Origin of the sequence: Roseibaca calidilacus (assembly GCF_001517585.1) — a bacterium.
Taxonomy (GTDB): domain Bacteria; phylum Pseudomonadota; class Alphaproteobacteria; order Rhodobacterales; family Rhodobacteraceae; genus Roseinatronobacter; species Roseinatronobacter calidilacus.
In genome coordinates this window covers 86,932-107,450 of record NZ_FBYC01000004.1, presented here as the reverse complement: position 1 = coordinate 107,450, position 20,519 = coordinate 86,932, and the positions used below count along the sequence as shown (strand labels likewise).

At 62.2% G+C, this 20,519-nt stretch carries 23 protein-coding genes; 11 read left to right on the top strand and 12 right to left on the bottom strand.

Features of this window, described 5'->3' with window-relative positions:
* Positions 1-10 precede the first annotated feature (10 nt).
* From AWT76_RS04005 to AWT76_RS03970, 8 genes are all read right to left on the bottom strand, one after another.
* On the bottom strand, positions 11-2,980 hold the full coding sequence (locus AWT76_RS04005) for a formate dehydrogenase subunit alpha (RefSeq protein ID WP_072245124.1): 2,970 nt from the start codon (positions 2,978-2,980) through the stop codon (positions 11-13).
* A gap of 2 nt (positions 2,981-2,982) precedes the next feature.
* On the bottom strand, positions 2,983-3,195 hold the full coding sequence (locus AWT76_RS04000) for a hypothetical protein (protein WP_072247422.1): 213 nt from the start codon (positions 3,193-3,195) through the stop codon (positions 2,983-2,985).
* 63 nt (positions 3,196-3,258) lie between these two features.
* Positions 3,259-3,864, bottom strand: a complete 606-nt coding sequence (locus tag AWT76_RS03995; RefSeq protein WP_072245123.1) for a TorD/DmsD family molecular chaperone — start codon at positions 3,862-3,864, stop codon at positions 3,259-3,261.
* 134 nt (positions 3,865-3,998) lie between these two features.
* Positions 3,999-4,661, bottom strand: coding sequence for a DUF3306 domain-containing protein (locus tag AWT76_RS03990; protein WP_072245122.1), 663 nt, complete (start codon positions 4,659-4,661; stop codon positions 3,999-4,001).
* Between the two features lie 6 nt (positions 4,662-4,667).
* Positions 4,668-5,198 (bottom strand): DUF3305 domain-containing protein, encoded by a 531-nt coding sequence (locus AWT76_RS03985; RefSeq protein WP_072245121.1) that lies wholly within the window; start codon positions 5,196-5,198, stop codon positions 4,668-4,670.
* 13 nt (positions 5,199-5,211) lie between these two features.
* Positions 5,212-6,201 (bottom strand): DUF6352 family protein, encoded by a 990-nt coding sequence (locus AWT76_RS03980; RefSeq protein ID WP_072245119.1) that lies wholly within the window; start codon positions 6,199-6,201, stop codon positions 5,212-5,214.
* Between the two features lie 3 nt (positions 6,202-6,204).
* Positions 6,205-6,759, bottom strand: coding sequence for a DUF6505 family protein (locus AWT76_RS03975; RefSeq protein WP_072245117.1), 555 nt, complete (start codon positions 6,757-6,759; stop codon positions 6,205-6,207).
* Positions 6,756-7,481 carry a biotin/lipoate--protein ligase family protein gene (locus AWT76_RS03970; RefSeq protein ID WP_072245115.1) on the bottom strand — a complete coding sequence of 242 codons (726 nt, stop codon included), beginning with the start codon at positions 7,479-7,481 and terminating at the stop codon, positions 6,756-6,758. Before AWT76_RS03970 ends, AWT76_RS03975 begins: the two co-directional genes overlap by 4 nt.
* Positions 7,482-7,637: 156 nt before the next feature.
* Here AWT76_RS03970 and AWT76_RS03965 point away from each other — a divergent pair, with 156 nt between their 5' ends.
* From AWT76_RS03965 to AWT76_RS03940, 6 genes are read left to right on the top strand one after another with little or no spacing between them, the layout of a single operon-like run.
* Positions 7,638-9,536, top strand: a complete 1,899-nt coding sequence (locus AWT76_RS03965; RefSeq protein ID WP_072247420.1) for a 4Fe-4S binding protein — start codon at positions 7,638-7,640, stop codon at positions 9,534-9,536.
* A gap of 32 nt (positions 9,537-9,568) precedes the next feature.
* On the top strand, positions 9,569-10,087 hold the full coding sequence (locus AWT76_RS03960; protein WP_072245113.1) for a DUF2478 domain-containing protein: 519 nt from the start codon (positions 9,569-9,571) through the stop codon (positions 10,085-10,087).
* An 11-nt stretch (positions 10,088-10,098) separates the two neighbouring features.
* The gene (locus tag AWT76_RS03955) at positions 10,099-10,974 is read left to right on the top strand and encodes a formate dehydrogenase accessory sulfurtransferase FdhD (RefSeq protein ID WP_245638768.1); all 876 of its coding nucleotides are present in this window, start codon (positions 10,099-10,101) and stop codon (positions 10,972-10,974) included.
* Positions 10,971-11,582: a molybdenum cofactor guanylyltransferase MobA gene (gene mobA, locus AWT76_RS03950; protein WP_072245109.1), complete on the top strand. Its 612-nt coding sequence runs from the start codon at positions 10,971-10,973 to the stop codon at positions 11,580-11,582. The genes AWT76_RS03955 and mobA overlap by 4 nt, the downstream gene beginning before the upstream one ends.
* Positions 11,579-12,070 carry a molybdopterin-guanine dinucleotide biosynthesis protein B gene (gene mobB / locus AWT76_RS16640; protein WP_072245107.1) on the top strand — a complete coding sequence of 164 codons (492 nt, stop codon included), beginning with the start codon at positions 11,579-11,581 and terminating at the stop codon, positions 12,068-12,070. Before mobA ends, mobB begins: the two co-directional genes overlap by 4 nt.
* On the top strand, positions 12,067-13,338 hold the full coding sequence (locus tag AWT76_RS03940; RefSeq protein ID WP_072245105.1) for a molybdopterin-binding protein: 1,272 nt from the start codon (positions 12,067-12,069) through the stop codon (positions 13,336-13,338). Before mobB ends, AWT76_RS03940 begins: the two co-directional genes overlap by 4 nt.
* Here the strand turns inward: AWT76_RS03940 and AWT76_RS03935 are convergent.
* Positions 13,322-13,552: a sulfurtransferase TusA family protein gene (locus AWT76_RS03935; RefSeq protein ID WP_072245103.1), complete on the bottom strand. Its 231-nt coding sequence runs from the start codon at positions 13,550-13,552 to the stop codon at positions 13,322-13,324. The two genes, AWT76_RS03940 and AWT76_RS03935, sit on opposite strands and share 17 nt — an antisense overlap.
* A 60-nt stretch (positions 13,553-13,612) precedes the next feature.
* Entirely contained in the window at positions 13,613-14,077 is a 465-nt protein-coding gene (tsaA, locus tag AWT76_RS03930) for a tRNA (N6-threonylcarbamoyladenosine(37)-N6)-methyltransferase TrmO (protein WP_072245101.1), read from the bottom strand.
* Positions 14,078-14,197: 120 nt separating this feature from the next.
* Here tsaA and AWT76_RS03925 point away from each other — a divergent pair, with 120 nt between their 5' ends.
* The 5 genes from AWT76_RS03925 to AWT76_RS03905 all read left to right on the top strand — a co-directional run bounded on the left by AWT76_RS03925 (position 14,198) and on the right by AWT76_RS03905 (position 19,428).
* Positions 14,198-14,893: an ABC transporter permease gene (locus tag AWT76_RS03925; RefSeq protein ID WP_072245099.1), complete on the top strand. Its 696-nt coding sequence runs from the start codon at positions 14,198-14,200 to the stop codon at positions 14,891-14,893.
* Positions 14,890-15,606, top strand: coding sequence for an ABC transporter ATP-binding protein (locus tag AWT76_RS03920; protein ID WP_072245097.1), 717 nt, complete (start codon positions 14,890-14,892; stop codon positions 15,604-15,606). The genes AWT76_RS03925 and AWT76_RS03920 overlap by 4 nt, the downstream gene beginning before the upstream one ends.
* A 19-nt stretch (positions 15,607-15,625) precedes the next feature.
* Positions 15,626-16,438 (top strand): ABC transporter substrate-binding protein, encoded by an 813-nt coding sequence (locus tag AWT76_RS03915; protein ID WP_072245096.1) that lies wholly within the window; start codon positions 15,626-15,628, stop codon positions 16,436-16,438.
* Positions 16,439-16,513: 75 nt separating this feature from the next.
* Entirely contained in the window at positions 16,514-17,506 is a 993-nt protein-coding gene (locus AWT76_RS03910; RefSeq protein ID WP_072245094.1) for a MoeA family protein, read from the top strand.
* On the top strand, positions 17,503-19,428 hold the full coding sequence (locus AWT76_RS03905; protein WP_072245092.1) for a molybdopterin biosynthesis protein: 1,926 nt from the start codon (positions 17,503-17,505) through the stop codon (positions 19,426-19,428). Before AWT76_RS03910 ends, AWT76_RS03905 begins: the two co-directional genes overlap by 4 nt.
* A gap of 212 nt (positions 19,429-19,640) precedes the next feature.
* On the opposite strand, the gene AWT76_RS03900 is transcribed toward AWT76_RS03905, so the two are convergent.
* Both AWT76_RS03900 and AWT76_RS03895 read right to left on the bottom strand, forming a co-directional pair.
* The gene (locus AWT76_RS03900) at positions 19,641-19,988 is read right to left on the bottom strand and encodes an MmcQ/YjbR family DNA-binding protein (RefSeq protein ID WP_072245089.1); all 348 of its coding nucleotides are present in this window, start codon (positions 19,986-19,988) and stop codon (positions 19,641-19,643) included.
* The gene (locus AWT76_RS03895) at positions 19,985-20,338 is read right to left on the bottom strand and encodes a DUF1428 domain-containing protein (RefSeq protein WP_072245086.1); all 354 of its coding nucleotides are present in this window, start codon (positions 20,336-20,338) and stop codon (positions 19,985-19,987) included. The genes AWT76_RS03900 and AWT76_RS03895 overlap by 4 nt, the downstream gene beginning before the upstream one ends.
* Positions 20,339-20,519 lie beyond the last annotated feature (181 nt).

Here is a 20,519-nt window from a genome sequence, read left to right as displayed (position 1 = left end):
GTTTCCTCCCTTATGCGGCAGCGATCTGGCAAAGCGTAACCTTGCCTTCATGCATACCTGTCACCGGGTCGTAGCCATATGTGGTGATGACGTTCACGGATTCCCCCAAGACGATCGGATCAGTGCCTTCGGGGTAGTTGCCCCGCTGGTCTTCGCCTTGGAACCAACCCGCGAAATGGAACGGCATGAAAGCCACCCCTGGCGCCACGCGTTCGGTCACAAGCGCTTTCATCCGCGCCTTGGATCCGCCTTCGGGACCAGTAACCCAGACCCAGCCGCCTTCGACCACACCGCGTGCTTCCGCATCGGCGGGGTTGATCTCTACGAACATGTCTTGCTTCAGTTCGGCAAGCCACGGGTTCGAGCGGGTCTCCTCACCGCCGCCCTCATATTCCACAAGGCGACCAGAGGTCAGGATCAGCGGGAAGTCGCCAAATACATTGCGCTCGACAACATCGTTCTGAACCACCTTGCCGATATTGGGCATGCGGTGCTGACGACGGTCGTCATTGGTCGGATATTGCGCAACCAGATCGGGGCGCGCCGAATAGATCGGTTCGCGGTGCACCGGGATCGGGTCGGGCAGGTTCCACGCGACAGCACGGGCCTTGCCGTTGCCGAAGGGCACACAGCCATGCATCAGTGCCACGCGCTGAATACCGCCCGATGTATCAAGCGACCAAGACACATTGCCCATGGCTTCCGGGTCGTTCCCGCCGATAGCCGCGATATTCGCAAGTTCTTCGGGGGTCAGATCGCCATCCCAGCCAAGCTGTTGCAGCAGAGCGTAGGTGAATTGCGGATATCCATCCTCAATTTCGGACCCGACCGGCCAGCTTCCCTCTGCCAACAGCGTTTCGCCGTCACGCTCCAGACCAAAGCGTGGGCGGAAGGCGCTGCCGCCCTCCATCGGGGGCAGGCCGGGGTTATACAGAATGTGCGTGCCCGGATGGCGCAGTTCTGGCGTGCCCCAGCAAGGCCATGGCAGACCGTAGAAATCGCCCTTGATCTCTTCCGGGGCATCCGCCTTGGCGCGCAGTGTCACCAGATCGAAATGCCGCTGGTTTGCCATATGCGCTTTCAAACGCTCCGGGCTTTGGCCGGTATAGCCGGTCGACCAGCCACCGCGGTTGATCTCACGCAGAATCGATTCCGGCGTGGGTTCCATGCCGAACTTGCCCTGAACCATCTCGAAGTTCTTGAACATCTCGTCAGCGAAGCCCAAACGCTCGGAGAGCGCATAGATCACCGCATAGTCGTTATCGGATTCGAAGATGGGGTCCACCACCTTCTCGCCCCACTGAACCGAACGGTTCGATGCTGTGCGCGAGCCGGAGCATTCAAACTGCGTGCAGATCGGCAACAAATATGTGTTGTCGGTGCGCGAATGCAGCGCGGCAAAGGTCGTGGGGTGCGGGTCGGCCACGACCAGCAGGTCAAGGTCATTCATCCCGCGCTGCGCGTCTTGCATCCGCGGCACGGTGTTGCCGCCGTGACCAAACACCATCATCGCCTTGATGTTGTCACGCTGGTCAACCTCTTCGCTGTCAATGGTGACAGCGTCGAACCAACGGGTCGAGGTGATGCCCGGCACATTCATGTTCTGCTCTGGCGTGCGTGCATCGCGCCCACCCTTGGCCGGAACGGCGTCAAAGCGGTTGACGAAATACTCATATGGCACGTCCCAGACGCGCGCCCAGTGTTTCCATGCCCCGGCACCCAAGCCGTAGTAGCAAGGAAGGTTGGCCACATCCAAACCGAAATCGGTTGCGCCCTGCACGTTGCAATGACCGCGGAAGATGTTGGCGCCATTGCCTTCGCCGCCCACATTGCCGGTGGCAAGCAGCAGCAGGTTATAGGCGCGCACATTCGCGGTGCCGACCGTGTGCTGCGTGCCCCCCATGCACCAGATGAAGGTCGAAGGGCGATCCTTGGCAAATTTTTCGGCCACGCGCTTCAAGGTGTCGCCATCGACGCCAGAGATTTCTTCCACGACATCTGGCGTGTAGTTCTTGACCACCTCACGGACCTGATCCATCCCCCAGACACGCTGGGCAATGAATTCCTTGTCTTCCCAGCCATTCTCGAAAATGTGCCACAGCATCCCGTGCACCACGGCAATATCGGTGCCGGGGCGGATGCGGACGTATTCGGTCGCATGCGCCGCCGTGCGGGTGAAACGCGGATCCAGAACAACCACGTTCGCGCGCTGGGTTTCCTTGCCTTCAAGGATGTGCTGAAGCGACACCGGGTGCGCTTCGGCCGCGTTCGACCCCATGAAAACAATCGTTTTCGCATTGCGGATGTCATTGTAGCTATTGGTCATCGCACCATAGCCCCAGGTATTCGCAACCCCGGCCACAGTGGTCGAGTGGCAGATCCGTGCCTGGTGATCGACGTTGTTGGTGCCCCAGAACGCCGCCAGCTTGCGGAACAGATACGACCCTTCGTTCGAGAATTTGGCAGAGCCAAGGAAATAAACCGAATCCGCACCCGATGTGTCGCGGATAGCGGTCATCTTCTCGGCAATCTCGTTCAGCGCCTCATCCCACGACAGGCGCTGCCATTCGCCGCCGACTTTCTTCATCGGGTATTTCAGACGGCGGTCGCCATGCACCAACTCGCGCACCGACGCGCCTTTGGCGCAATGGGTGCCGCGGTTGATCGGGCTGTCAAAGGCGGGTTCTTGACCCACCCAAACGCCATTTTGCACCTCTGCCACGACCGAACAACCGACCGAGCAATGGGTGCAGACATTCTTGCGCAGCTCGATGGGCTGCGACATGTCGGTAAAGCCTGCGGCTTCGACCCGGCGGGTCATGCCTGCGCCAAGGGTAGCGGCGGCCGCAAGACCCCCGACGGTCAGACCAGATGCCCGCAGAAAGCTGCGGCGATCCAAAGGTTTGGCGGCAACACTTGCGGCAAACTGGCTTAGGCGACCGGTCGACGTGGCCTCCCGGGTTCTGCGCTTGACAAGCATTCTTATTCCTCCCGGACGTAGTAACGGTTGGTGCGGTAGAAGGCCTCGACATGCTCGGTCTTCTGGTAGCGGGCGCGGGTGCGCTCATCGCCGGTTTCCTGTGCGAAGCTGGGGCGCGCGCCGCCAGCGGTCAGGGCCGCCGTAGAGGCCGCGCCTGTTGCCGCAACACCGAAAAAGGCGCGCCGGCTGATCGGGTTATGCTTGTCTTCAGACATCATGTCCTCCCACTTATCGGGCGCTTTTTCGCGTTCATGCGACGCCCTTCGATCACATTCAGGTCAAGCCGCGAGCGCAAAGGCCCGCGTTTCTATTTCGGTCAAGATGCGTCCAATCTCTGCAACGGGCCGGTAAAACGAGACACTTGGCGCAACCGCCAGATCGTCGAAAAACTGCACGGCCCAAGGCTGAAGATGGCGCGCGAAAAAACGCGCTTGCGTCTTGTCATCTGCGGCAATCTCGCCCGCGGCGAAACCAGCCATCACCTCTAGCAATAAGGCGATATGGTCTTCGGGTTCGTGCCGCCCTTCAGCGCGCGCCACGCCCAATGCAGCCAGATCGCCGCGCAGATCGGCCAGCGGGCGTTCGTTCAAAAAGCCGGTCTGATAGAAGCTGGCATAAGGCAACAACTCGCCCCGCCCGACGCCCACGAACAATTCGAAAAATTCGCGCTCGACCCGTTTTGCATCTGCGCCTTGCGCCGCCTGCGCGAGATTCGCGAAAGCCCGCCCCAGAGCCGAATCATCGCCCTGCAATTGCGCAATGTGATTCAACGCCTCTGCACTGGGCGGCGCGGCAAGCAAACGCGCAAGAAAGCGATACTGCTCGCTGCGCGCCTTGTCGAAATCTTCGATTGCTGGCCCGGAATCCGGCTGGCTATCTGTCATCTGAGTCTCTGTGATGATCCTGCAAAGATATGCAGTTGTATGCAGAAGCTACAAACAGGCGGCTTGCATGTCTAGCAAAATAAACCTGATAAAATCACTTTTTCCAGCGAGATAGCCGCGAATTGCGTTCCAACTCACTCTGGCAGGGCGCCGCCGTGACGGCGCGGCGCGGGCCGCTCCTCTTCGGTCGGGCTTGGAGCGTCTTTTTCGGCTTTCGGCGCGATCACAACAGCCGCGTCGGGCTTGCGCACCGCGTCGGGGCCGGCCTGTGCCATAATTTGTGGTTCGGTGCGCTCTGGCGCCGGATCTTCCGCAACGGGCAGGTCTTCGGCGTTGCTTTCCGGGGCCTCTGGTGCCGTGTCATTACGCGGTTTGAACAGATCGCGCAGCATTTGCGCGGCCCTTTCCGGGCTTGGGGCAATGCCATCGCCGGGCACGCCGCCGGGCGTGTTCCAGTCCCAAGCGTAGTCCACCGCCGGGTCAACATGATCGCGGATTGCAGGCGTGATCAGCCACATTTTGCGCAGCGCGGCGTTGCGCAGCGATTTGGGCACGCCTGCGCGCATGAATACCCGGATATCGCTTTGGGGTGTCAGATCGTCGATGGCAGGCAACGCGGCCAGCTCATCTTCGGTCAGTTCCGGCGCTGCGGACGGCACATCCTCCGGCCGCGGCACATCGGATTCGGGCGCTTTTTCGGCCGACGGCTGGGGCATCTCTTCGCGTGTGGCCTGCTGCTTGCGCTGCGACCAACGGTTAAAGAACCCGCTCTCGTCGTCTTTCGGTCCCTGTGCCATTCGCGTTTACACCTTGCGGGGCGGCTTGCCCCATTTGTCGTCCTCGCTCAGTACGCGCGGCGCGCGCGCGCTCATCGCATTTGGGTCGACCGGCGTGCGTTTGCGCTTCTTGAACGGGATCTCGACATGGTGGGTCTCGACAAAATCTTTGACCAGCTTGCGCATTGAAACAGGCATCGGCACCGCCTCTACGGTCAGGTCCAGATCAGAGGCATAGCCTTCCCCTTCGTAGGGGTCGGCGGTCACATCCACCACTTCGGCGCTGGACGGATCGTTCCCACGGATCACCACCCAGACAGAGGGTCTGCCCGACAACAGATTGTCCTTGTGGTGGCTTGTATCGCCCGAATAAAGCACCATGTCGCGCCCGCCCAGATACCAAGTTTCCAAGCCCCCGTCAGAGGTCAGAAGCGTGTTCGGCGCAACCGCAGGTTCCTGTGGTAGCACGGCGCTGGCGCGCAATTCGGCATTGCCCCAACGCGTGACCGGCGGGCGGCGCTGCGCCAACACGGAAACACGCAGAATTTGTTTTGGCATCCTACATGTCCCTTCAGCTTAACACAGGTTCGACCAATGGCAGCCCCATCAGCAAGTTCTGCGGCTTAATGCGGATTGTGTGATCCGCCCCCAAACCCAGCAGCAGCCAAACCGGTTGCCCCTGCATATCGGACCGCACGCGCTTATCTGCCGGAAGCTCCATGCGGAACAGCCCGACCAGAGTATCTTTCGGCACAGCCCCATTCCAAAGCGCGTTGCCGATTGCCGTGCCGACAGGGTCAAGCCCGACAAACCAGCGCAGGTCCACCTGATCGGCCACCGATTGCGGGGTGACCGTGACCTCTAGCACCAACATGTGGCGCAAGAAAGCCTCTATTGTGGCCGCCATGCCCGCGCGCGCCTTCGGGTCGCCGCCAAAATTCAGCACGGTCGTGTGGGCATCGGACCGGGACCAATAGGTCCATTCATTGCCGCCACCCAAAACATCCAGACTGTCCACCCCGCCAGAGAACATGGCGGTCAGCGGCGACGCGTGCATTTCCTGTTCGAACAGCGTGACCAGTTCTTCATCGGCCAGAAGCAGCTTGTTATCCTTCACATGCGCGCGTTGCGGACGGAAGAAGCATTCAGCCGCGCGCAGCACTTGTGGGTCATCGCAGCCGTCCAGCGCATTGCGCAGGATCAGTTGCAATAGCTGCGCGGTAAAGACGAAAGGCAGCTCCATCTGTTTGTGCAAGATCGCTTGATAGCCCTCTTCGATCGTGCCGGCCTCCAGCAACGTATCGCGCAGGCGCAACAGGAACTGCCAGTTCTCGCGCGCATCGGCATCCTTGATCGCGGCCAGTTCTATGCCGGACACTTTCGCGCGCGGCTTGTCCATCAGTCGGCTGTGCAAAGCGCGCTCGGCGGCGCACGCATCGGCGGGCGGCAGCACTTCGGGGCGCGCCAGCCACGCCAAGATCAACTCATCCGTGACCAGCAACCGCCCCGCCGCGTTGCGTCGCGCGAAATGATGGCCAGAGGCAACCCAGAATTCAGGCATGGTTCAGTCCCCTCGCAGCGCGAACAGGTCGACATGGTCTTGGCTGTCGTCGCTTTCTTCTTCGAAAAACTGGAACGCGCGGTCATGTCCTTGCAGATGCGCGCCAGCAAAGGCGGTTTGATCGCGGGGCTTGAGCGTGCGGAATTGCTCATGGATCGCACCGCCCTCTAGCTTGCGGTGCATCGCGATCAGCGTGTTGGCCGGGTGCTCGGCGCACAGGCTTTCAGACAGCGCGACTTCTTCCTCTGCGGCGGGGCGGGCGACGGCGACGCTGGGAGCGCCCAGATGCGTCACCAGTTGCGCGGCCAAGCATTCCACCAGCGCTGCGCGCTCGTCGGCGCGTGCCTCTTGCACCACAACCAGCGTGGAATGGCCGAAACTCTCGACCCCAAGAAAACCCGAGCGCAGCGCGATGATGTCCTTGCGGGTCATCGCCTGCGGGTCACGCCCCCAGAACAAAAAACTGCCCACCACTGCCCATTCACCGGGCTGCGCGGCATGGGCAAAGATCACCTTGTCCGATGGGTCAAGCTGGATGGTGCGCGGCAAAAGGATCATAGCACAATGCCAGTCGCATTGCGCCAGCCGGTTTTGCCCGCCGCTTCCAAAAGCGGGGCAGAGCGTTTGCCGCCACCCGATGGCGTGATCTCGATCAACCGATTGCCTTCCACGCGGCGCACCCCGCGCAAAAGCGGCGGGTCAATCCGCATAAGGAAACGGTTACTGACGGCGTCAAAGCCTTCGTGCTTCCAGCGGTCCAGATAGAGCATGACATAACTTGCAAAGGTCGCGATCATGTCTTCGGTCGGGTCGAACTCTTCTTCCTTGAGCGAGGTCGAATTCGGCGCCTCCCCCGGTGCGGCCAGTTGGTCGCGATCCGCAATCAACTCGGCGCAGAAAACCAGCCAGTCGGGCACGTCACCCTCTGCGGTGCCTGCGGGCACACCGAAGCGTGCGCCACCAAGGCGGGCTTTGTCGTAAATAATCTCGTCCGGCCAGTTAACCCGCACGGCCCGTTCGGGCGCGCAATGCGCGGCCAAAGCGTCGGCCAGCGCGGTCATGCACAACAAAAACGCCAGTTGAGACGTTGCAAGCGGCTCTTCCGGTTCAAGCACCAAGGCAAAACTGCACAGGCCCGGCCCTTCGTGCAGATACAGTGTGCCCGCCCCATCTTCGGCGGCCTGCGCCATCGCGTGGCCGAACAGGTCACTGTCATTGCTATGCTTGAGCGTGAAGGGCGGGGGAAGGTGAATCTTTGGTGCTGGCTTGGCTGCTTGCATTATCCGGTCTCTGTCTGGTGCGGGCACATGGCCCATCGCGCCTTTCCTTTGCGGAAGGCGCGACTTATATTCGCACAGATAGTGAGCCAAAGGCACGAGAAAAGCCCCATGCCAACGAAGTCTGAAACGCGCCTTTTGTGCACCTGCGAAGGGACGATGGCATTTTCGCCTGAAACCCTTGGCAATCCGGCCCGTCCCGCCAGCCAACTCTGCCGCGCGCAACTCGATAATTTTCGCGCCGCCTTGGGCGAATTTGCCAATGTGACGGTCGCCTGCACACAAGAAGCGGCGGTGTTTTCAGAGGTCGCGGAGTCGACAGGCTTCGCGGGCAAACTGCGTTTTGCGAATATCCGCGAAACTGCCGGGTGGTCCGAAGATGGCGCAAATGCCGGCCCCAAAATGGCCGCGATACTTGCCATGGCCGAGCAAGATGTGACCCCGTTCGAGGTGGTCAGCATGGAAAGCAACGGCATCGCGCTGATCTTGGGCCGCGATCAGGTTGCGCTGAACGCGGCGGCGGCCCTCGCCGATACGCTTGATATCACCGTGCTTTTGCTGCCGGGGTCCGATGTGACCCCGCCGCGCCAAACCACATGGCCTGTGCTGCAAGGCCGCGTGGGGCGTGCCAAAGGGCATCTGGGTGCGTATGAGTTGACAATTGACGACTACGCCATCCCAGACCCATCATCGCGGCGCAAACTGGAGTTCGGGCCTGCGCGGTCGGGCGCGACCTCTCGCGCTGATCTGGTCATTGACCTGACGGGGCAAAAGCCCCTGTTCCATGAAAGCCGCCCCGGCTATCTGCGCGCCGATCCCGCAGACCCTGTCGCCGTGGCCAAGCTTGTGGCAACAGCCGCAGAGATGGTGGGCACTTTCGACAAGCCCAAATTCATCAATTTTACGCCCGACCTGTGCGCCCATTCGCGCAACACCAAAACCGGCTGCACCCGCTGTCTGGACCTATGCCCCACCGGCGCGATTCTGTCCGCGGGCGACACTGTTATGATTGACCCCAATATCTGCGCGGGCTGCGGTCAATGTGCCGCTGCCTGCCCGACGGGTGCGGCATCCTATGCGCTGCCAGTCGTTGACAACATCGTGCAGCGCCTTCGCGCGGGGTTGGCGGCCTATCACGCGGCCGGGGCAAGTGTCGCGCCGGTTATCCTGCTGCACGACGAAAGCCACGGCGCGGAACTGATCGACGCAAGCGCGCGCTTCGGACGCGGTTTGCCTGCGCATGTCATCCCGCTTGGCGTGAATGAACCAACGCAGATCGGGCCGGAAACCGTCGCCGCCGCCCTTGCCTATGGCGCATCCGAAGTGTGCGTTCTGACCCGCGCGCGCCCCGCCCACCCCATCGACGGGCTAGAAGCCACGCGTGGGCTGATTCAGGGCATTGCCGCCGAGACCGAACGCGCCAGCGCCATGCGCCTGTTGCAGATCGACGACCCAGACCTGCTGGACGACGCCCTGTGGCACAGGCCCGCCCCCGTGCAGCCAATCCGCGCGAGCTTTCTGCCGCCAGAGGACAAGCGCGGCTTGCTGGTCATGGCGGTGGAAGAGATGCTTCGCACCGCCCCCGCTCCGCAAGACGAAATCGCCCTGCCCAAAGGTGCGCCATTCGGCGCGGTGGTGCTGAATACCGACGCCTGCACGCTGTGCCTTGCTTGCGTGGGCGCATGCCCGGTGGGCGCTTTGTCGGACAATCCCGACCAGCCCATGCTGCGCTTTACCGAAAGCGCCTGTGTGCAATGCGGTATCTGCACGGCGACCTGCCCGGAAAATGCGATCACGCTCGCGCCGCGCATTGACCTTGCAGCATGGAATGCCCCCCGCAGGGTGCTGAAAGAAGAAGAACCCTTCGCCTGCACATCCTGCGGCAAGCCCTTTGGCACCAAATCCAGCATTGACCGCGTCATGGCAAAGCTGGAATCGCACTGGATGTTCTCGGGTGAGAAAGGGCGCGACCGGATGCGCCTTCTGTGTATGTGCGACGATTGCCGCACGCGCGAGGTGGTGATCGCGGGTTTTGACCCGCATGAAACAACGCAATAAACGCCAAAAAGGCGCAACAGGGACGACGACCAATGTTTGCATTCTTCACGGCGCCCGGGCGCGGCGCGGGCGATGCGCTTTTGGCCGAAGTGGCCGATATGCTGACCGCGCGCGGCGTGCGGGTGCGCGGCGTGGTCCAGTGCAATTTCGAATACGACCCGGCGCGGCGTTGCCACATGGACCTGCGTATCTTGGGCAGCGATCATCTGGTGCGCATCTCTCAGGAACGCGGCATCCATGCCAAGGGCTGCCGATTGGATACGCAAGGACTGGCCGAAGCCGTGTTCCATGTCGACTCTGGGCTGGCGGCGGGCGAGACCGATCTGGTGATCGTCAACAAATTCGGCAAGCAGGAATGCGATGGCGAGGGCTTTCGCGACGTAATCGCGCGCGCGCTGCTAGAGGATATTCCGGTGCTGACAAGCTGCGGGCCGGGCCATCGCGCGGGCTTGTTGGAATTCTCGGGCGGACTGGCCACCGAATTACCCGCCGATGCGGCGCAGATTGTCGATTGGTGCGTGGAACAGGCTGCGTTGGCCCGGCAGCCTTAATGGATTTGACGATGGACCTGCACCTACCCTTGCTGCCCAACCCGAACGCGCCCCGCCTGACCCGCAATGTCACGGGCCGCGACCACACGGGCGCAGATGTGGCCATTTCAGTGGTCGAAGAACGGCCGTTGACGATCTTTCTGAATTCGCAAGAAATTGTCACCGCCATGACCATTGGCGACTATCCCGAATATTTGGCGCTTGGCTTCCTGCGCAACCAGCGCATGTTGCGCGCAGAGGACACCATTATCGGGGTCGATTATGACGACGATATAGACACGGTTGTCGTGCGCACCGCGACCCAGACCAACTATGAAGAAAAACTGCGCAAGAAAACCCGCACCTCTGGCTGTGCCGTCGGCACCGTCTTTGGCGATATGATGGATGGGCTGGAAGGTGTCGTGCTACCCGACACCAAGCTGCGCACAAGTGACCTTTATGCGCTGGCCAAGCAGATCAACACTTTGCCCTCGCTCTATCTTGCGGCGGGCGCAATCCACGGCACGGTGCTGTGCGAAGATGACCGCGTTCTAGTCTATATGGAAGATGTGGGCCGCCATAACGCGGTCGATAAAATCAGCGGCGTCATGCTACACCATGGGATCAGCGCAGAGGGTAAAATCCTGTATACGACCGGGCGGCTGACATCCGAGATGGTCATCAAAACCGCGATGATGGGCATTTCGGTTCTGGCCTCGCGCTCTGGCTTTACCGCATGGGGCGTAGAAATTGCCCGAGACTTGGGGCTGACGCTGATCGGACGGATGCGCGGCCAGCGCTTTGTCTGCCTGTCGGGTGAGGAACGGCTGATCCGCGATGCGGATGTATCCGCCATCCCGGAAGAAGACCGCCGCCACCGCCGCAAAAGCGCGGAGAGCGACGCATGAGCATGCCACTTGGGGTAATCTTGGCAGGCGGGCGCGCAACCCGTATGGGCGGCGGCGACAAGGGGCTGCGGACCTTGGGCGAGAAGCGCATCATCGACCATGTAATCGACCGCCTGCGCCCGCAATGCGCAGCCCTTGCGATCAACGCCAATGGCGATCCGGCGCGCTTGGCCGAATTCGGCTTGCCGGTGCTGCCCGACAGCCTTCCCGACCATCCCGGGCCATTGGCAGGGGTTCTGGCCGGGCTGAATTGGGCCGCCGCGCGCGGGGCCACGGCCATCGTGACCGCCGCCGCGGACACGCCGTTTTTTCCGACCAATTTGGTAGCGCGGCTCCAGCAAGATGCCGGCCCCAAGGGCCTCTGTCTTGCCGCCAGCCATGACGAGGACGGCATTTTGCGCCGTCATCCGACCTTTGGGCTGTGGCCGGTCGCCCTGCGCGACGACCTGCGCGCAGCGCTTGAAACCGGCATGCGCAAGATCGTGCTCTGGACCGACCAACATGACGCGGGCACCGCGCTATTTGCGTCAGAGGCGGGCGATCCGTTCTTCAACATCAACACACCCGAAGACATAGACACCGGGCTGCAATTGATGGGCACGCGATGAAGCTCTATGGCGTAACCGGTTGGAAAAACACCGGAAAGACCACATTAACCGAGCGTCTGGTCGCGCATATGGTGACGCAAGGACTAAGGGTTTCGACCGTAAAGCACGCCCATCACGACACCGAGATTGACCATCCGGGCCGCGACAGTTTTCGCCACAGACAAGCGGGCGCGGGACAGGTTTTGGTCGTCTCGCCCGCACGCTGGGCGCTGATGACGGAATTGCGCGACGCGCCCGAACCCCCGCTGGACGCGATGCTTGCACGGCTGGACCCGTGTGATCTGGTGCTGATAGAGGGCTATAAATCCGCGCCACACCCCAAGGTTGAAACCTATCGCGCAGAGGCCGGGCGCGACCTGCTTGCCACGCGCAACCCGACCATCCGGGCCATTGCCGCCGATTGTGCGGTTGATACCGCCCTGCCTCGGTTCGATCTAGACGACGTGCCCGCCATTGCCGCCCTTATCCGCGCAGAGCTCGGGCTATGAGCTTGGAACCGCCCAAACTGCGCAACGATTGTTTCGCCATGCCGCAGGGCGTGGATTGGGTGCCGGTGGATGAGGCGCTCAGCCGCCTGCGTGCTTCGCTGCACCCGGTTGTAGCCACTGAAACCATGCCTGTGGCGCTGGCAACTGGGCGTATACTAGCCAAGGATGCCGTGGCCCTGCGCTCTAACCCGCCCGCTGCGAATGCTGCGGTCGATGGCTATGGTTTTGCCCATGCGACGCTTGCAGAGGGCGTAAATACGTTACCGCTTGTTGCAGGGCGTGCGGCGGCGGGTCAGCCCTTTGGCGGCGCCGTGCCCCATGGCCATGCCGTGCGCATCCTGACCGGCGCGATCCTGCCAGATGGGGTGGACACCGTGGTGCTGGAAGAGGACTGCGCCAGCGACGGCCAAAAGGTTGCCTTTCGCGGCCCCGTAAAGCCCGGAAGCAACACCCGCCGGGTGGGCGAAGATGTTATGAAAGGGCAAGTCGCTATTGAAAAACATAGCCGTTTGCGCCCACCGGATGTTGCGTTATTGACAGCTTTGGGCCTGCAACAGGTGCAAGTGTTCCAACGCCTTCGGGTCGGTGTTCTATCGACAGGCGATGAGCTGGCCCAAGGCACGGCAACTGGCCCGCACCAAATTTACGACGCAAACCGCCCCATGCTGCTCTCACTTGTCGCTGGCTGGGGATATGAGCCTGTTGACCTTGGCCAAGCCCCGGATTCAGAAGCCGAGATCGCCGCATTTCTAGATCAAGGTGCAGATCGGGCCGACTTGATTCTGACCTCTGGAGGTGCCTCTGCCGGGGATGAGGACCATGTCTCGCGCCTGCTGCGCGAGCGAGGCCGACTGACCAGTTGGCGCATTGCCGTGAAACCGGGCCGCCCGCTGGCCATGGCGATGTGGAATGGTGTGCCGGTGCTGGGCCTGCCGGGCAATCCGGTCGCGGCCTTCACCTGCACGCTGGTTTTTGCGCGCCCTGCCCTATCGCTGCTGGCGGGTGCTGGCTGGCATATGCCCCAAGGCCATATCGTGCCCGCCGCCTTCACCAAACGCAAGAAAGCTGGGCGGCGCGAATTCCTACGCGCGCGGCTAAACGCCGAAGGTGCCGCAGAGGTTTTCGCATCCGAAGGGTCGGGGCGCATTTCCGGGCTGGTCTGGGCCGATGGCTTTGTCGAACTGCCCGATACGGCGCAGGACATCACCCACGGCACGCCCGTGCGCTACATCCCCTACAGCGCCTACGGGCTTATGCCCGCCGGATAAGAAAAGCGTGCGTTCCGTCGGGCATGTCCTGCGTTTCAAGCAGCGCATGCCCGCTTTCATGGCAGAAATGCGGGATATCGACCAAAGCCGCAGGATCGCTTGTCAGCACGCGCAGCACCGCGCCAGATCCCAGCCCTTTTAACCGCTTGCGCGCCTTCAGGACCGGCAGCGGGCAGAGCAATCCAATCGTGTCGAGCGTGTCATCGGCGGTCATAGCGGTCGTGCCTTGTTTTGTGTTGGCCCTAAACTGCGCTATTCGCTGCAAAATTCAAGCCTAGCCGACGGGCGTAAACTGGCATCGGTCGGGTTTGATGTCGATTAGCGGCGTGCCGGACACGCATTCCAGACCCCGCACGATCAACCGAGTCCCGTCGCGCCGGACAAGCTGCACGTTCGATAGCCCGATCGGATTGGGCCGGATCGGCGAGCGCAGACTGAACGTGCCGCGCGGGGCTTCGGCATGTTTGGGGTTTTGCAAGACCAGATCGCGGCGCGACTGGTGCAGCCAGTACAAAATGTCCAACCGTTCGAACTGCTCTATTCCGTCTAGCGCCTGATCCCATGGCATGTTCAGGACAATCGTGCAGTCTGGCCCCGCAACCGGGTCGCCTTGGCGCGGGCAATCGGCGCGGTGGTGCCATGGGGTTTCGATATGGCCGATAAAGGCCAGCGTCGCATCCACGGGCAATGGCGTGTCGGAAACGACCTCTCCGGGGCGCAGGGTTTGGGTGGTGGTCATTGGCTAGCCTTTGTAAGTTCGCGTTAAACCTGAAAAATACAGCAATAGACTGCATAATTTACATGTTTGCAGTTTTTTTGCATTTCTGGTCTTTATTTACATCATTGGATAGGATTCTGCATGGACAGCCCATTTGCAACTGCGATTTCCCTGATCGCCACAGCCGATGAAGCGCTGTTGCAGATCATCGGGCTGTCGCTGCGCGTGACACTTTTCGCCGTGGGCATCGCATGCGCGATTGGCCTGCCCTTGGGGGCGGCGTTGGCGCTGGCGCGGTTTCGCGGGCGGGGCGCGGTGATCGTGCTGTTCAATGCGTTAATGGGCTTTCCGCCCGTGGTTGCGGGGCTTCTGGTCTACCTGTTGTTATCGCGCTCCGGGCCGCTGGGGGCGTTGACGCTTCTGTTCACACCGACGGCCATGGTTGTCGCCCAGACCGTGCTTATCCTGCCCATCGTTGTGTCGCTGACGCGTTCTGTCGTCGAAGACCTGTGGGCCGAGTACCGCGAACAACTGACTTCGCTGGGCGCAAGCCGCTTGCGCGCGGTGCCGACACTGTTGTGGGACGGGCGCGTGTCGCTTTTGACAGGCGTTCTGGCGGGCTTTGGGCGTGCCAGCGCAGAGGTGGGCGCAGTGCTGATCGTGGGCGGCAACATCGCAGGCCATACCCGCACCATGACCACGGCAATCACGCTGGAAACCAGCAGAGGCAATCTGGGGCTGGCGGTCGCGCTCGGCATCATCCTGATGACACTGACGCTAACGCTGAACGCTGTGGCATGGGGCGCAGGTCAATGGGCCAAGGAGCGGTTGGGATGAGCGCGGGCAGTATCCTACCGCTGTCTTTGCGCAGCATGGGCTATACGGTCGGCGGCATGCCACTTCTGTGCGATGTGACGCTCGACATCCCCGCCGGGCGGCGGCTGGTTGTGATGGGGCCGAACGGTGCAGGCAAAAGCCTATTCCTGCGCCTGTGTCACGGGTTGATCAACCCCACATCGGGCGCGCGGATTTGGGCTGACGGAGCCGAACGCGCCAAGGCACAAGCGATGGTGTTTCAGCGCCCGGTTTTGCTGCGCCGGTCGGTGGCTGCGAATATCAACTATCCGTTGAGGCTGGCAGGGCTGTCGCAACAGCACCGTGCCACGAAGGTCGCCGAAACGATGGACCGCTTCGGGCTGGGCGCAATGGCAGATCAACCCGCGCGCCTTTTGTCGGGCGGCCAGCAACAACGGCTGGCCTTGGCCCGCGCTTGGGCGATGAGCCCCGAAATCCTGTTTCTGGACGAACCCACATCCGCGCTCGACCCTTCGGCCACCCGCATCATCGAAGATATGGTCGAACAGTTCTCGGGCGAGGGCATCACCATCGTGATGACCACGCATAACCTTGGCCAAGCGCGCCGCTTGGCGCAAGACGTGGCCTTTCTGCATCGCGGGCGGTTGATGGAACATCATCCTGCCCAACAGTTTTTCGCGGGGCCCCAGACCCCCGAAGCCCGCGCCTTTCTGGCCGGGGATCTGATCTGGTAGCCACACCAAGGAGTGAAGCATGACCCATACCCGCCGTTTCATCTTGTCCGCCGTATCCGGGCTTGCGCTGATCGCAGCCTTGCCCGCCAGCGCGCAAGAATTCATCACCGTGGCCTCGACCACCTCGACCGAAAATTCGGGGCTGTTCGGGCATATCCTGCCCATGTTTCAGGAAGAAACCGGTATAGAAGTCCGAGTCATCTCGCAAGGCACGGGCCAAGCGCTGGAAACCGGCCGCCGCGGCGATGCTGATGTGGTCTTCGTCCATGCCCGCGCGCAAGAAGAGGCGTTCGTGGCAGAGGGCTATGGCGTGCAGCGTTTTGACGTGATGTACAATGATTTCGTCATTGTCGGCCCCTCTGAAGACCCGGCCGGGCTGGCAGATGCCGCAGATGCGACCGCCGCCATGGCCGCGATTGCAGGGGCAGAAGCGCCCTTCGCCTCGCGCGGCGATGATAGCGGCACGCATGTGGCCGAGAAGAACCTCTGGGCGGCGGCCGATGTGGAACCTGCGGGCGAGTGGTACCTCTCCACCGGATCGGGCATGGGCGCAACGCTGAACACTGCGGCCCAAGTACCCGCCTATGCGCTGACAGATCGCGGCACATGGCTGTCCTTCCAGAACCGTGGGCCGTTGACGATCAGCTTCGAGGGCGACCCGGTGCTGTTCAACCCTTATGGCATCATCCTTGTGAACCCCGAGCGTCATCCGCATGTGAAGGCAGAAGCTGGCCAAGCCTTCATCGACTGGATCATTTCGGAAGCAGGCCAAAGCGCCATTGCCAGCTTTCAGGTCGGTGGGGAACAGTTGTTCTTCCCCAACGCGCAATAAGTAGCCATGACCATGGCCGCGCATTTACGCGCGCGCGGCCATGGTCAAGTGCCTCGGCGCGACTAAATCAACGGCATGAATAGTCTGATACCCTTTGCAAGCTGCCTATCTGATGCGCTGGATGGGCTAGGTCCGGTGTCGCCGGTTCTGGTGGCGCCAGAGGCTGCCATGGGGTGTTTTCTGGCCGAAGACATGGTCTTGCCGCAGGATATACCAGCCCGGTCAGAAGCGTTGCGCGCAGGCTTCGCGGTTAGCGCGCTGGACCTTGTTGGCGCAAGCCCCGGCGCGCCCGTGCCGCTGACCTGCACGACGCAATTTGTGCCGGGGCAGGTGCTGCCCCAAGGCGCGGATGCGATCTTGCCAGAGGAAGGGTTGGAACGCTGGGGGGCGATGGTAGACGCCATTCGCCCCATCAATCCCGGGGAAGGCGCGCGCCTTGCAGGGCATGACGGGCGCGCAGGCGATAGGCTGGCGCAAGCAGGCACGCGCGTGTCGCCACGCCATATCATGGCGGCACATCTGGCGGGCATGGATTGCCTACCAATAAGACGCCCGCGCGTTGCACTGAAGATGGATGCCGCGCCACAGCGCGCATTCCTGCGCGCATGGTTAACAGGCTTGGGCGCGGAGCTATGCGATACGCGCCCCGATATGACCCTGCGCATGACCAAGGACCACACCCATCGGCTGGCTTTGTCACCAGCAGAAACGGCGTGGCTTTCGCGCAAGGATGCAGGGCTGGTGGTGGACCTGCCCGCGCGCTTTGACGGGCTGGTCGCGGCGTGTTTGGCGCTGGTCCTGCCAATCTTGGCGCGTTTATCGGGGGCCCGACTACGCGCCGAAACCCGGCCCTTGGCGCGCAAAATCAGTTCCACCGTCGGGTTGTCCGAACTGGTTCTGCTTGGCGAGGAGAATGGCGCGTGGCACCCTTACCCGGCAGGGCTGCTGACACTGACGGGCCTTGCAAGGGCTTATGCCTTCACCGTCCTGCCCCCCGAAAGCGAAGGTTGCGCGGCAAACACAGCACTTTCCGCAACCCCGCTTGAGCAACCCATCGGATACCCATGACAGAGTTGATCGCGCCCGCGCCGCAAAGCCAGTTCTTGACAGTCTTGTCACGCGATGCCGCCGAAGCCGCGTTTTGGAAGGCGCTCGCTCCCGCGCCCTTGGGTGTAGAGGATGTCGCGCTTGACGCGCTGGTTGGCAGGGTATTGGCCAGCGATATTGCCGCCACGGTCGATGCGCCACCCTTCGACCGTGCCACGGTTGATGGCTTTGCGGTGCGCGCCGCAGACCTGTTCGATTCTTCTGCCGCAAACCCTGTGCATCTGCGGCTGAATCCAGAGGTCATTGCCTGCGGCAGTGCTCCTTCGCTGCAAGTGGCCCCCGGCACGGCCACAGCCATCGCGACTGGCGGTCCCATCCCGCGCGGTGCCGATGCTGTGGTGATGATCGAGCATACTGATCCGGAAGGTAACGGCATTGCGGTCGCCCGCGCGGTCGCACCCGGCGCGCATATCGGCTTTGCCGGGTCCGATATCGCCTGCGGGCAGACGCTTTTGCGCAAGGGCATGGTCATTTCGGCGCGTGAAATCGCGATGCTGGCCGCAGTGGGGCTAGACCGTGCGCCGGTCTGGCGAAAACCGCGCGTCGCGGTCCTGTCCACAGGCGACGAATTGGTGCAGCCGGGCCAACCCTTGCGACCTGCGGGCATTTACGATTCGAACGGGCCGGTGATTGCCGCCGCCGTCGCGGAAGCGGGCTGCGAAGCGCTGCGGCTGGGCGCAATCGCCGATGACGCAGAGGCGCTGCGCTGCGCAATACGCGCGGCACATAGCGCCCATGACGCCGTGATCCTGTCGGGTGGCACGTCGAAAGGGGCGGGCGATCTGACGACAACGCTGATTGCGGAACTGGGTGCGCCGGGAATCGTGGCACATGGCGTGGCGCTGAAACCCGGAAAGCCGCTTTGTCTGGCGGTCTGCGAGGGCAAACCCGTTGTGGTTCTGCCGGGCTTTCCAACTTCTGCGATGTTCACCTTTCACGAACTGGTCGCACCGGCGCTCCGCGTGCTGGCGGGCCTGCCGCCGAAAGGGGCCGCGCGGGTGGCGGCCACGGTGCCGCAACGCCTGACCTCGGAACTGGGGCGCACGGAATTCGCAATGGTGGCCCTGACAAAGGGGCCAGTGGGATTGGTCGCGCACCCGGTCGCCAAAGGCTCTGGCGCAGTTACGGCCTTTGCGCAGGCCGATGGCTTTGTGACCGTGCCTGCCTTGGCCGAAAGCCTGGCACCGGGGAACCCGGCAGAGGTCACGCTGTTCGGCGCGACAATCACACCGCCGCGTCTGGCCATTATTGGTAGCCATTGCATTGGGCTGGATGCGGTAATGGGGTGTCTTGCAGATCAAGGGATCAGCGCACGCATTCTTGCCACAGGGTCTCAAGGGGGGCTGTCGGCACTGCGGCGGCGCGATTGCGATATCGCGCCAATCCACCTGATGCAGGCAGATAGTGGGGTCTATAACCGCCCGTTCCTGCTGGATGGCATGCGCCTGATCCAAGGCTGGCGGCGCATGCAGGGGTTGGTCTACCGACCCGGCGACGCGCGCTTTGAGGGCCGCGATCCGGCAGGCGCTCTGGCCGCCCTTCTGGCCGACCCCGACGCGCTGATGGTCGGGCGCAACCAAGGCTCGGGCACGCGGGTGCTGCTAGACAGGCTGCTGAATGGCGCGCGGCCTGCGGGCTATTGGAACCAGCCCGCCTCGCATAACGCGGTGGCCGCAGCCGTCGCGCAAGGGCGCGCTGATTGGGGCATGGCGATCCAACCCGTGGCCGAAACGCAGGGGCTTGGATTTTTACCCGTAGCCGAAGAGCATTACGATTTCGCGGTCTGGCAAGACCCGCGCGATCCAGATGCCGTGGCGGCCTTCGAGGCCGCGCTGATACAAAGCGCGGCGGCGCTTCGTGCTTGTGGGTTTTCCGTGGGTTAAACGCTGCGGTGTCTGGCCTCGTGGCACTTCGCCCCCCCCCCAACCCGAGGATAGCTGCACAAGCATGAAACGCAGATCTGGCGCTGGCCTAGCTTAAGCGCGCTGTCGCTTTACCTGCAAATCTAAGATGTGGCTGTCTTTTGGCTGTCGGTGATCGGCACCGGCAATGTGCAGAAGCCGCCTTCACCAAAACCCGCCATCTGTCCGCAGCATCATTCAAACGGCGCGAGAGTTGCCTGAAGCTTCTTTGGCAATGTCGCACGAACCAACCTGTAAGAGGATGTCAGGCGGTGCCTGAGGTCATCCTCTGGTGCGTCGAATGGCAGATTTATCCATGACCGGTGAAAATAGGGGGCTTTCACGCCCATACCCATCTCTATAAGCATCTCGGCGGTTTCTATGCTGTCGGTTTTGACCGACACGCCCGGCATGACAGCGCCCATGCAGGCAAACATCTTGCCGCCGACCTTCCACGCGTCATGGCCGCCGCCCCACGGATCGGACCATTCCGCGCCGGGAAATGTCTTGCAGATGGCATTGATGCGGTCGCGGCCCGTCATGGGCCCACGATCATCTCGAAGCCGCCATAGATCAGCCTGCTGCCATCGAAGGGCATGGGGTTTGCGGCTGGCTGCATCCGTGGATCAGTCATCAACTGTTGCCAGCCTGCGTCACGCGTGGCCTTGTCCGGCCATGTGACCCAAGAAAACACGACCGTCTCGTCCTCTTTGCGCAACACGGCGGTATGAAGCGAATTTACCTTGCCTTCGGGCACATCATCGCCCCAACATTCAACAACGCTCAGCGCCCCATATTCCTTGAACAGCGCGGCGGCGTTCTGCGCATGGGTTATGTAGGCTGCTTTATTGGCAGTTGGCACGGCGGCCACCAAACCATCGACATAGGTCATGTTGTCATCCTTCAGCTTGCGTTAAAAGCAGCGTCAAGCGCCGCTATTTCGAACTTACCCATCTGCATCATCGCGGCCTGTTCCCGTCCGGCGGTGGCGCGGTTCTGCACACGGGCGGGCGCCGTTTCTTCTGGCAGTGGCCCTGCGCGCAACTTGGTCCGTGTGTCCTTCGAAGTTACCC

Excerpts from the sequence above, each read along its gene's own strand:
- AWT76_RS04005 (WP_072245124.1), bottom strand. The coding sequence starts at position 2,980 with ATGCTTGTCAAGCGCAGAACCCGGGAGGCCACGTCGACCGGTCGCCTA.
- AWT76_RS04000 (WP_072247422.1), bottom strand. The coding sequence starts at position 3,195 with ATGTCTGAAGACAAGCATAACCCGATCAGCCGGCGCGCCTTTTTCGGT.
- AWT76_RS03995 (WP_072245123.1), bottom strand. The coding sequence starts at position 3,864 with ATGACAGATAGCCAGCCGGATTCCGGGCCAGCAATCGAAGATTTCGAC.
- AWT76_RS03990 (WP_072245122.1), bottom strand. The coding sequence starts at position 4,661 with ATGGCACAGGGACCGAAAGACGACGAGAGCGGGTTCTTTAACCGTTGG.
- AWT76_RS03985 (WP_072245121.1), bottom strand. The coding sequence starts at position 5,198 with ATGCCAAAACAAATTCTGCGTGTTTCCGTGTTGGCGCAGCGCCGCCCG.
- AWT76_RS03980 (WP_072245119.1), bottom strand. The coding sequence starts at position 6,201 with ATGCCTGAATTCTGGGTTGCCTCTGGCCATCATTTCGCGCGACGCAAC.
- AWT76_RS03975 (WP_072245117.1), bottom strand. The coding sequence starts at position 6,759 with ATGATCCTTTTGCCGCGCACCATCCAGCTTGACCCATCGGACAAGGTG.
- AWT76_RS03970 (WP_072245115.1), bottom strand. The coding sequence starts at position 7,481 with ATGCAAGCAGCCAAGCCAGCACCAAAGATTCACCTTCCCCCGCCCTTC.
- AWT76_RS03965 (WP_072247420.1), top strand. The coding sequence starts at position 7,638 with ATGGCATTTTCGCCTGAAACCCTTGGCAATCCGGCCCGTCCCGCCAGC.
- AWT76_RS03960 (WP_072245113.1), top strand. The coding sequence starts at position 9,569 with ATGTTTGCATTCTTCACGGCGCCCGGGCGCGGCGCGGGCGATGCGCTT.
- AWT76_RS03955 (WP_245638768.1), top strand. The coding sequence starts at position 10,099 with ATGGACCTGCACCTACCCTTGCTGCCCAACCCGAACGCGCCCCGCCTG.
- mobA (WP_072245109.1), top strand. The coding sequence starts at position 10,971 with ATGAGCATGCCACTTGGGGTAATCTTGGCAGGCGGGCGCGCAACCCGT.
- mobB (WP_072245107.1), top strand. The coding sequence starts at position 11,579 with ATGAAGCTCTATGGCGTAACCGGTTGGAAAAACACCGGAAAGACCACA.
- AWT76_RS03940 (WP_072245105.1), top strand. The coding sequence starts at position 12,067 with ATGAGCTTGGAACCGCCCAAACTGCGCAACGATTGTTTCGCCATGCCG.
- AWT76_RS03935 (WP_072245103.1), bottom strand. The coding sequence starts at position 13,552 with ATGACCGCCGATGACACGCTCGACACGATTGGATTGCTCTGCCCGCTG.
- tsaA (WP_072245101.1), bottom strand. The coding sequence starts at position 14,077 with ATGACCACCACCCAAACCCTGCGCCCCGGAGAGGTCGTTTCCGACACG.
- AWT76_RS03925 (WP_072245099.1), top strand. The coding sequence starts at position 14,198 with ATGGACAGCCCATTTGCAACTGCGATTTCCCTGATCGCCACAGCCGAT.
- AWT76_RS03920 (WP_072245097.1), top strand. The coding sequence starts at position 14,890 with ATGAGCGCGGGCAGTATCCTACCGCTGTCTTTGCGCAGCATGGGCTAT.
- AWT76_RS03915 (WP_072245096.1), top strand. The coding sequence starts at position 15,626 with ATGACCCATACCCGCCGTTTCATCTTGTCCGCCGTATCCGGGCTTGCG.
- AWT76_RS03910 (WP_072245094.1), top strand. The coding sequence starts at position 16,514 with ATGAATAGTCTGATACCCTTTGCAAGCTGCCTATCTGATGCGCTGGAT.
- AWT76_RS03905 (WP_072245092.1), top strand. The coding sequence starts at position 17,503 with ATGACAGAGTTGATCGCGCCCGCGCCGCAAAGCCAGTTCTTGACAGTC.
- AWT76_RS03900 (WP_072245089.1), bottom strand. The coding sequence starts at position 19,988 with ATGACGGGCCGCGACCGCATCAATGCCATCTGCAAGACATTTCCCGGC.
- AWT76_RS03895 (WP_072245086.1), bottom strand. The coding sequence starts at position 20,338 with ATGACCTATGTCGATGGTTTGGTGGCCGCCGTGCCAACTGCCAATAAA.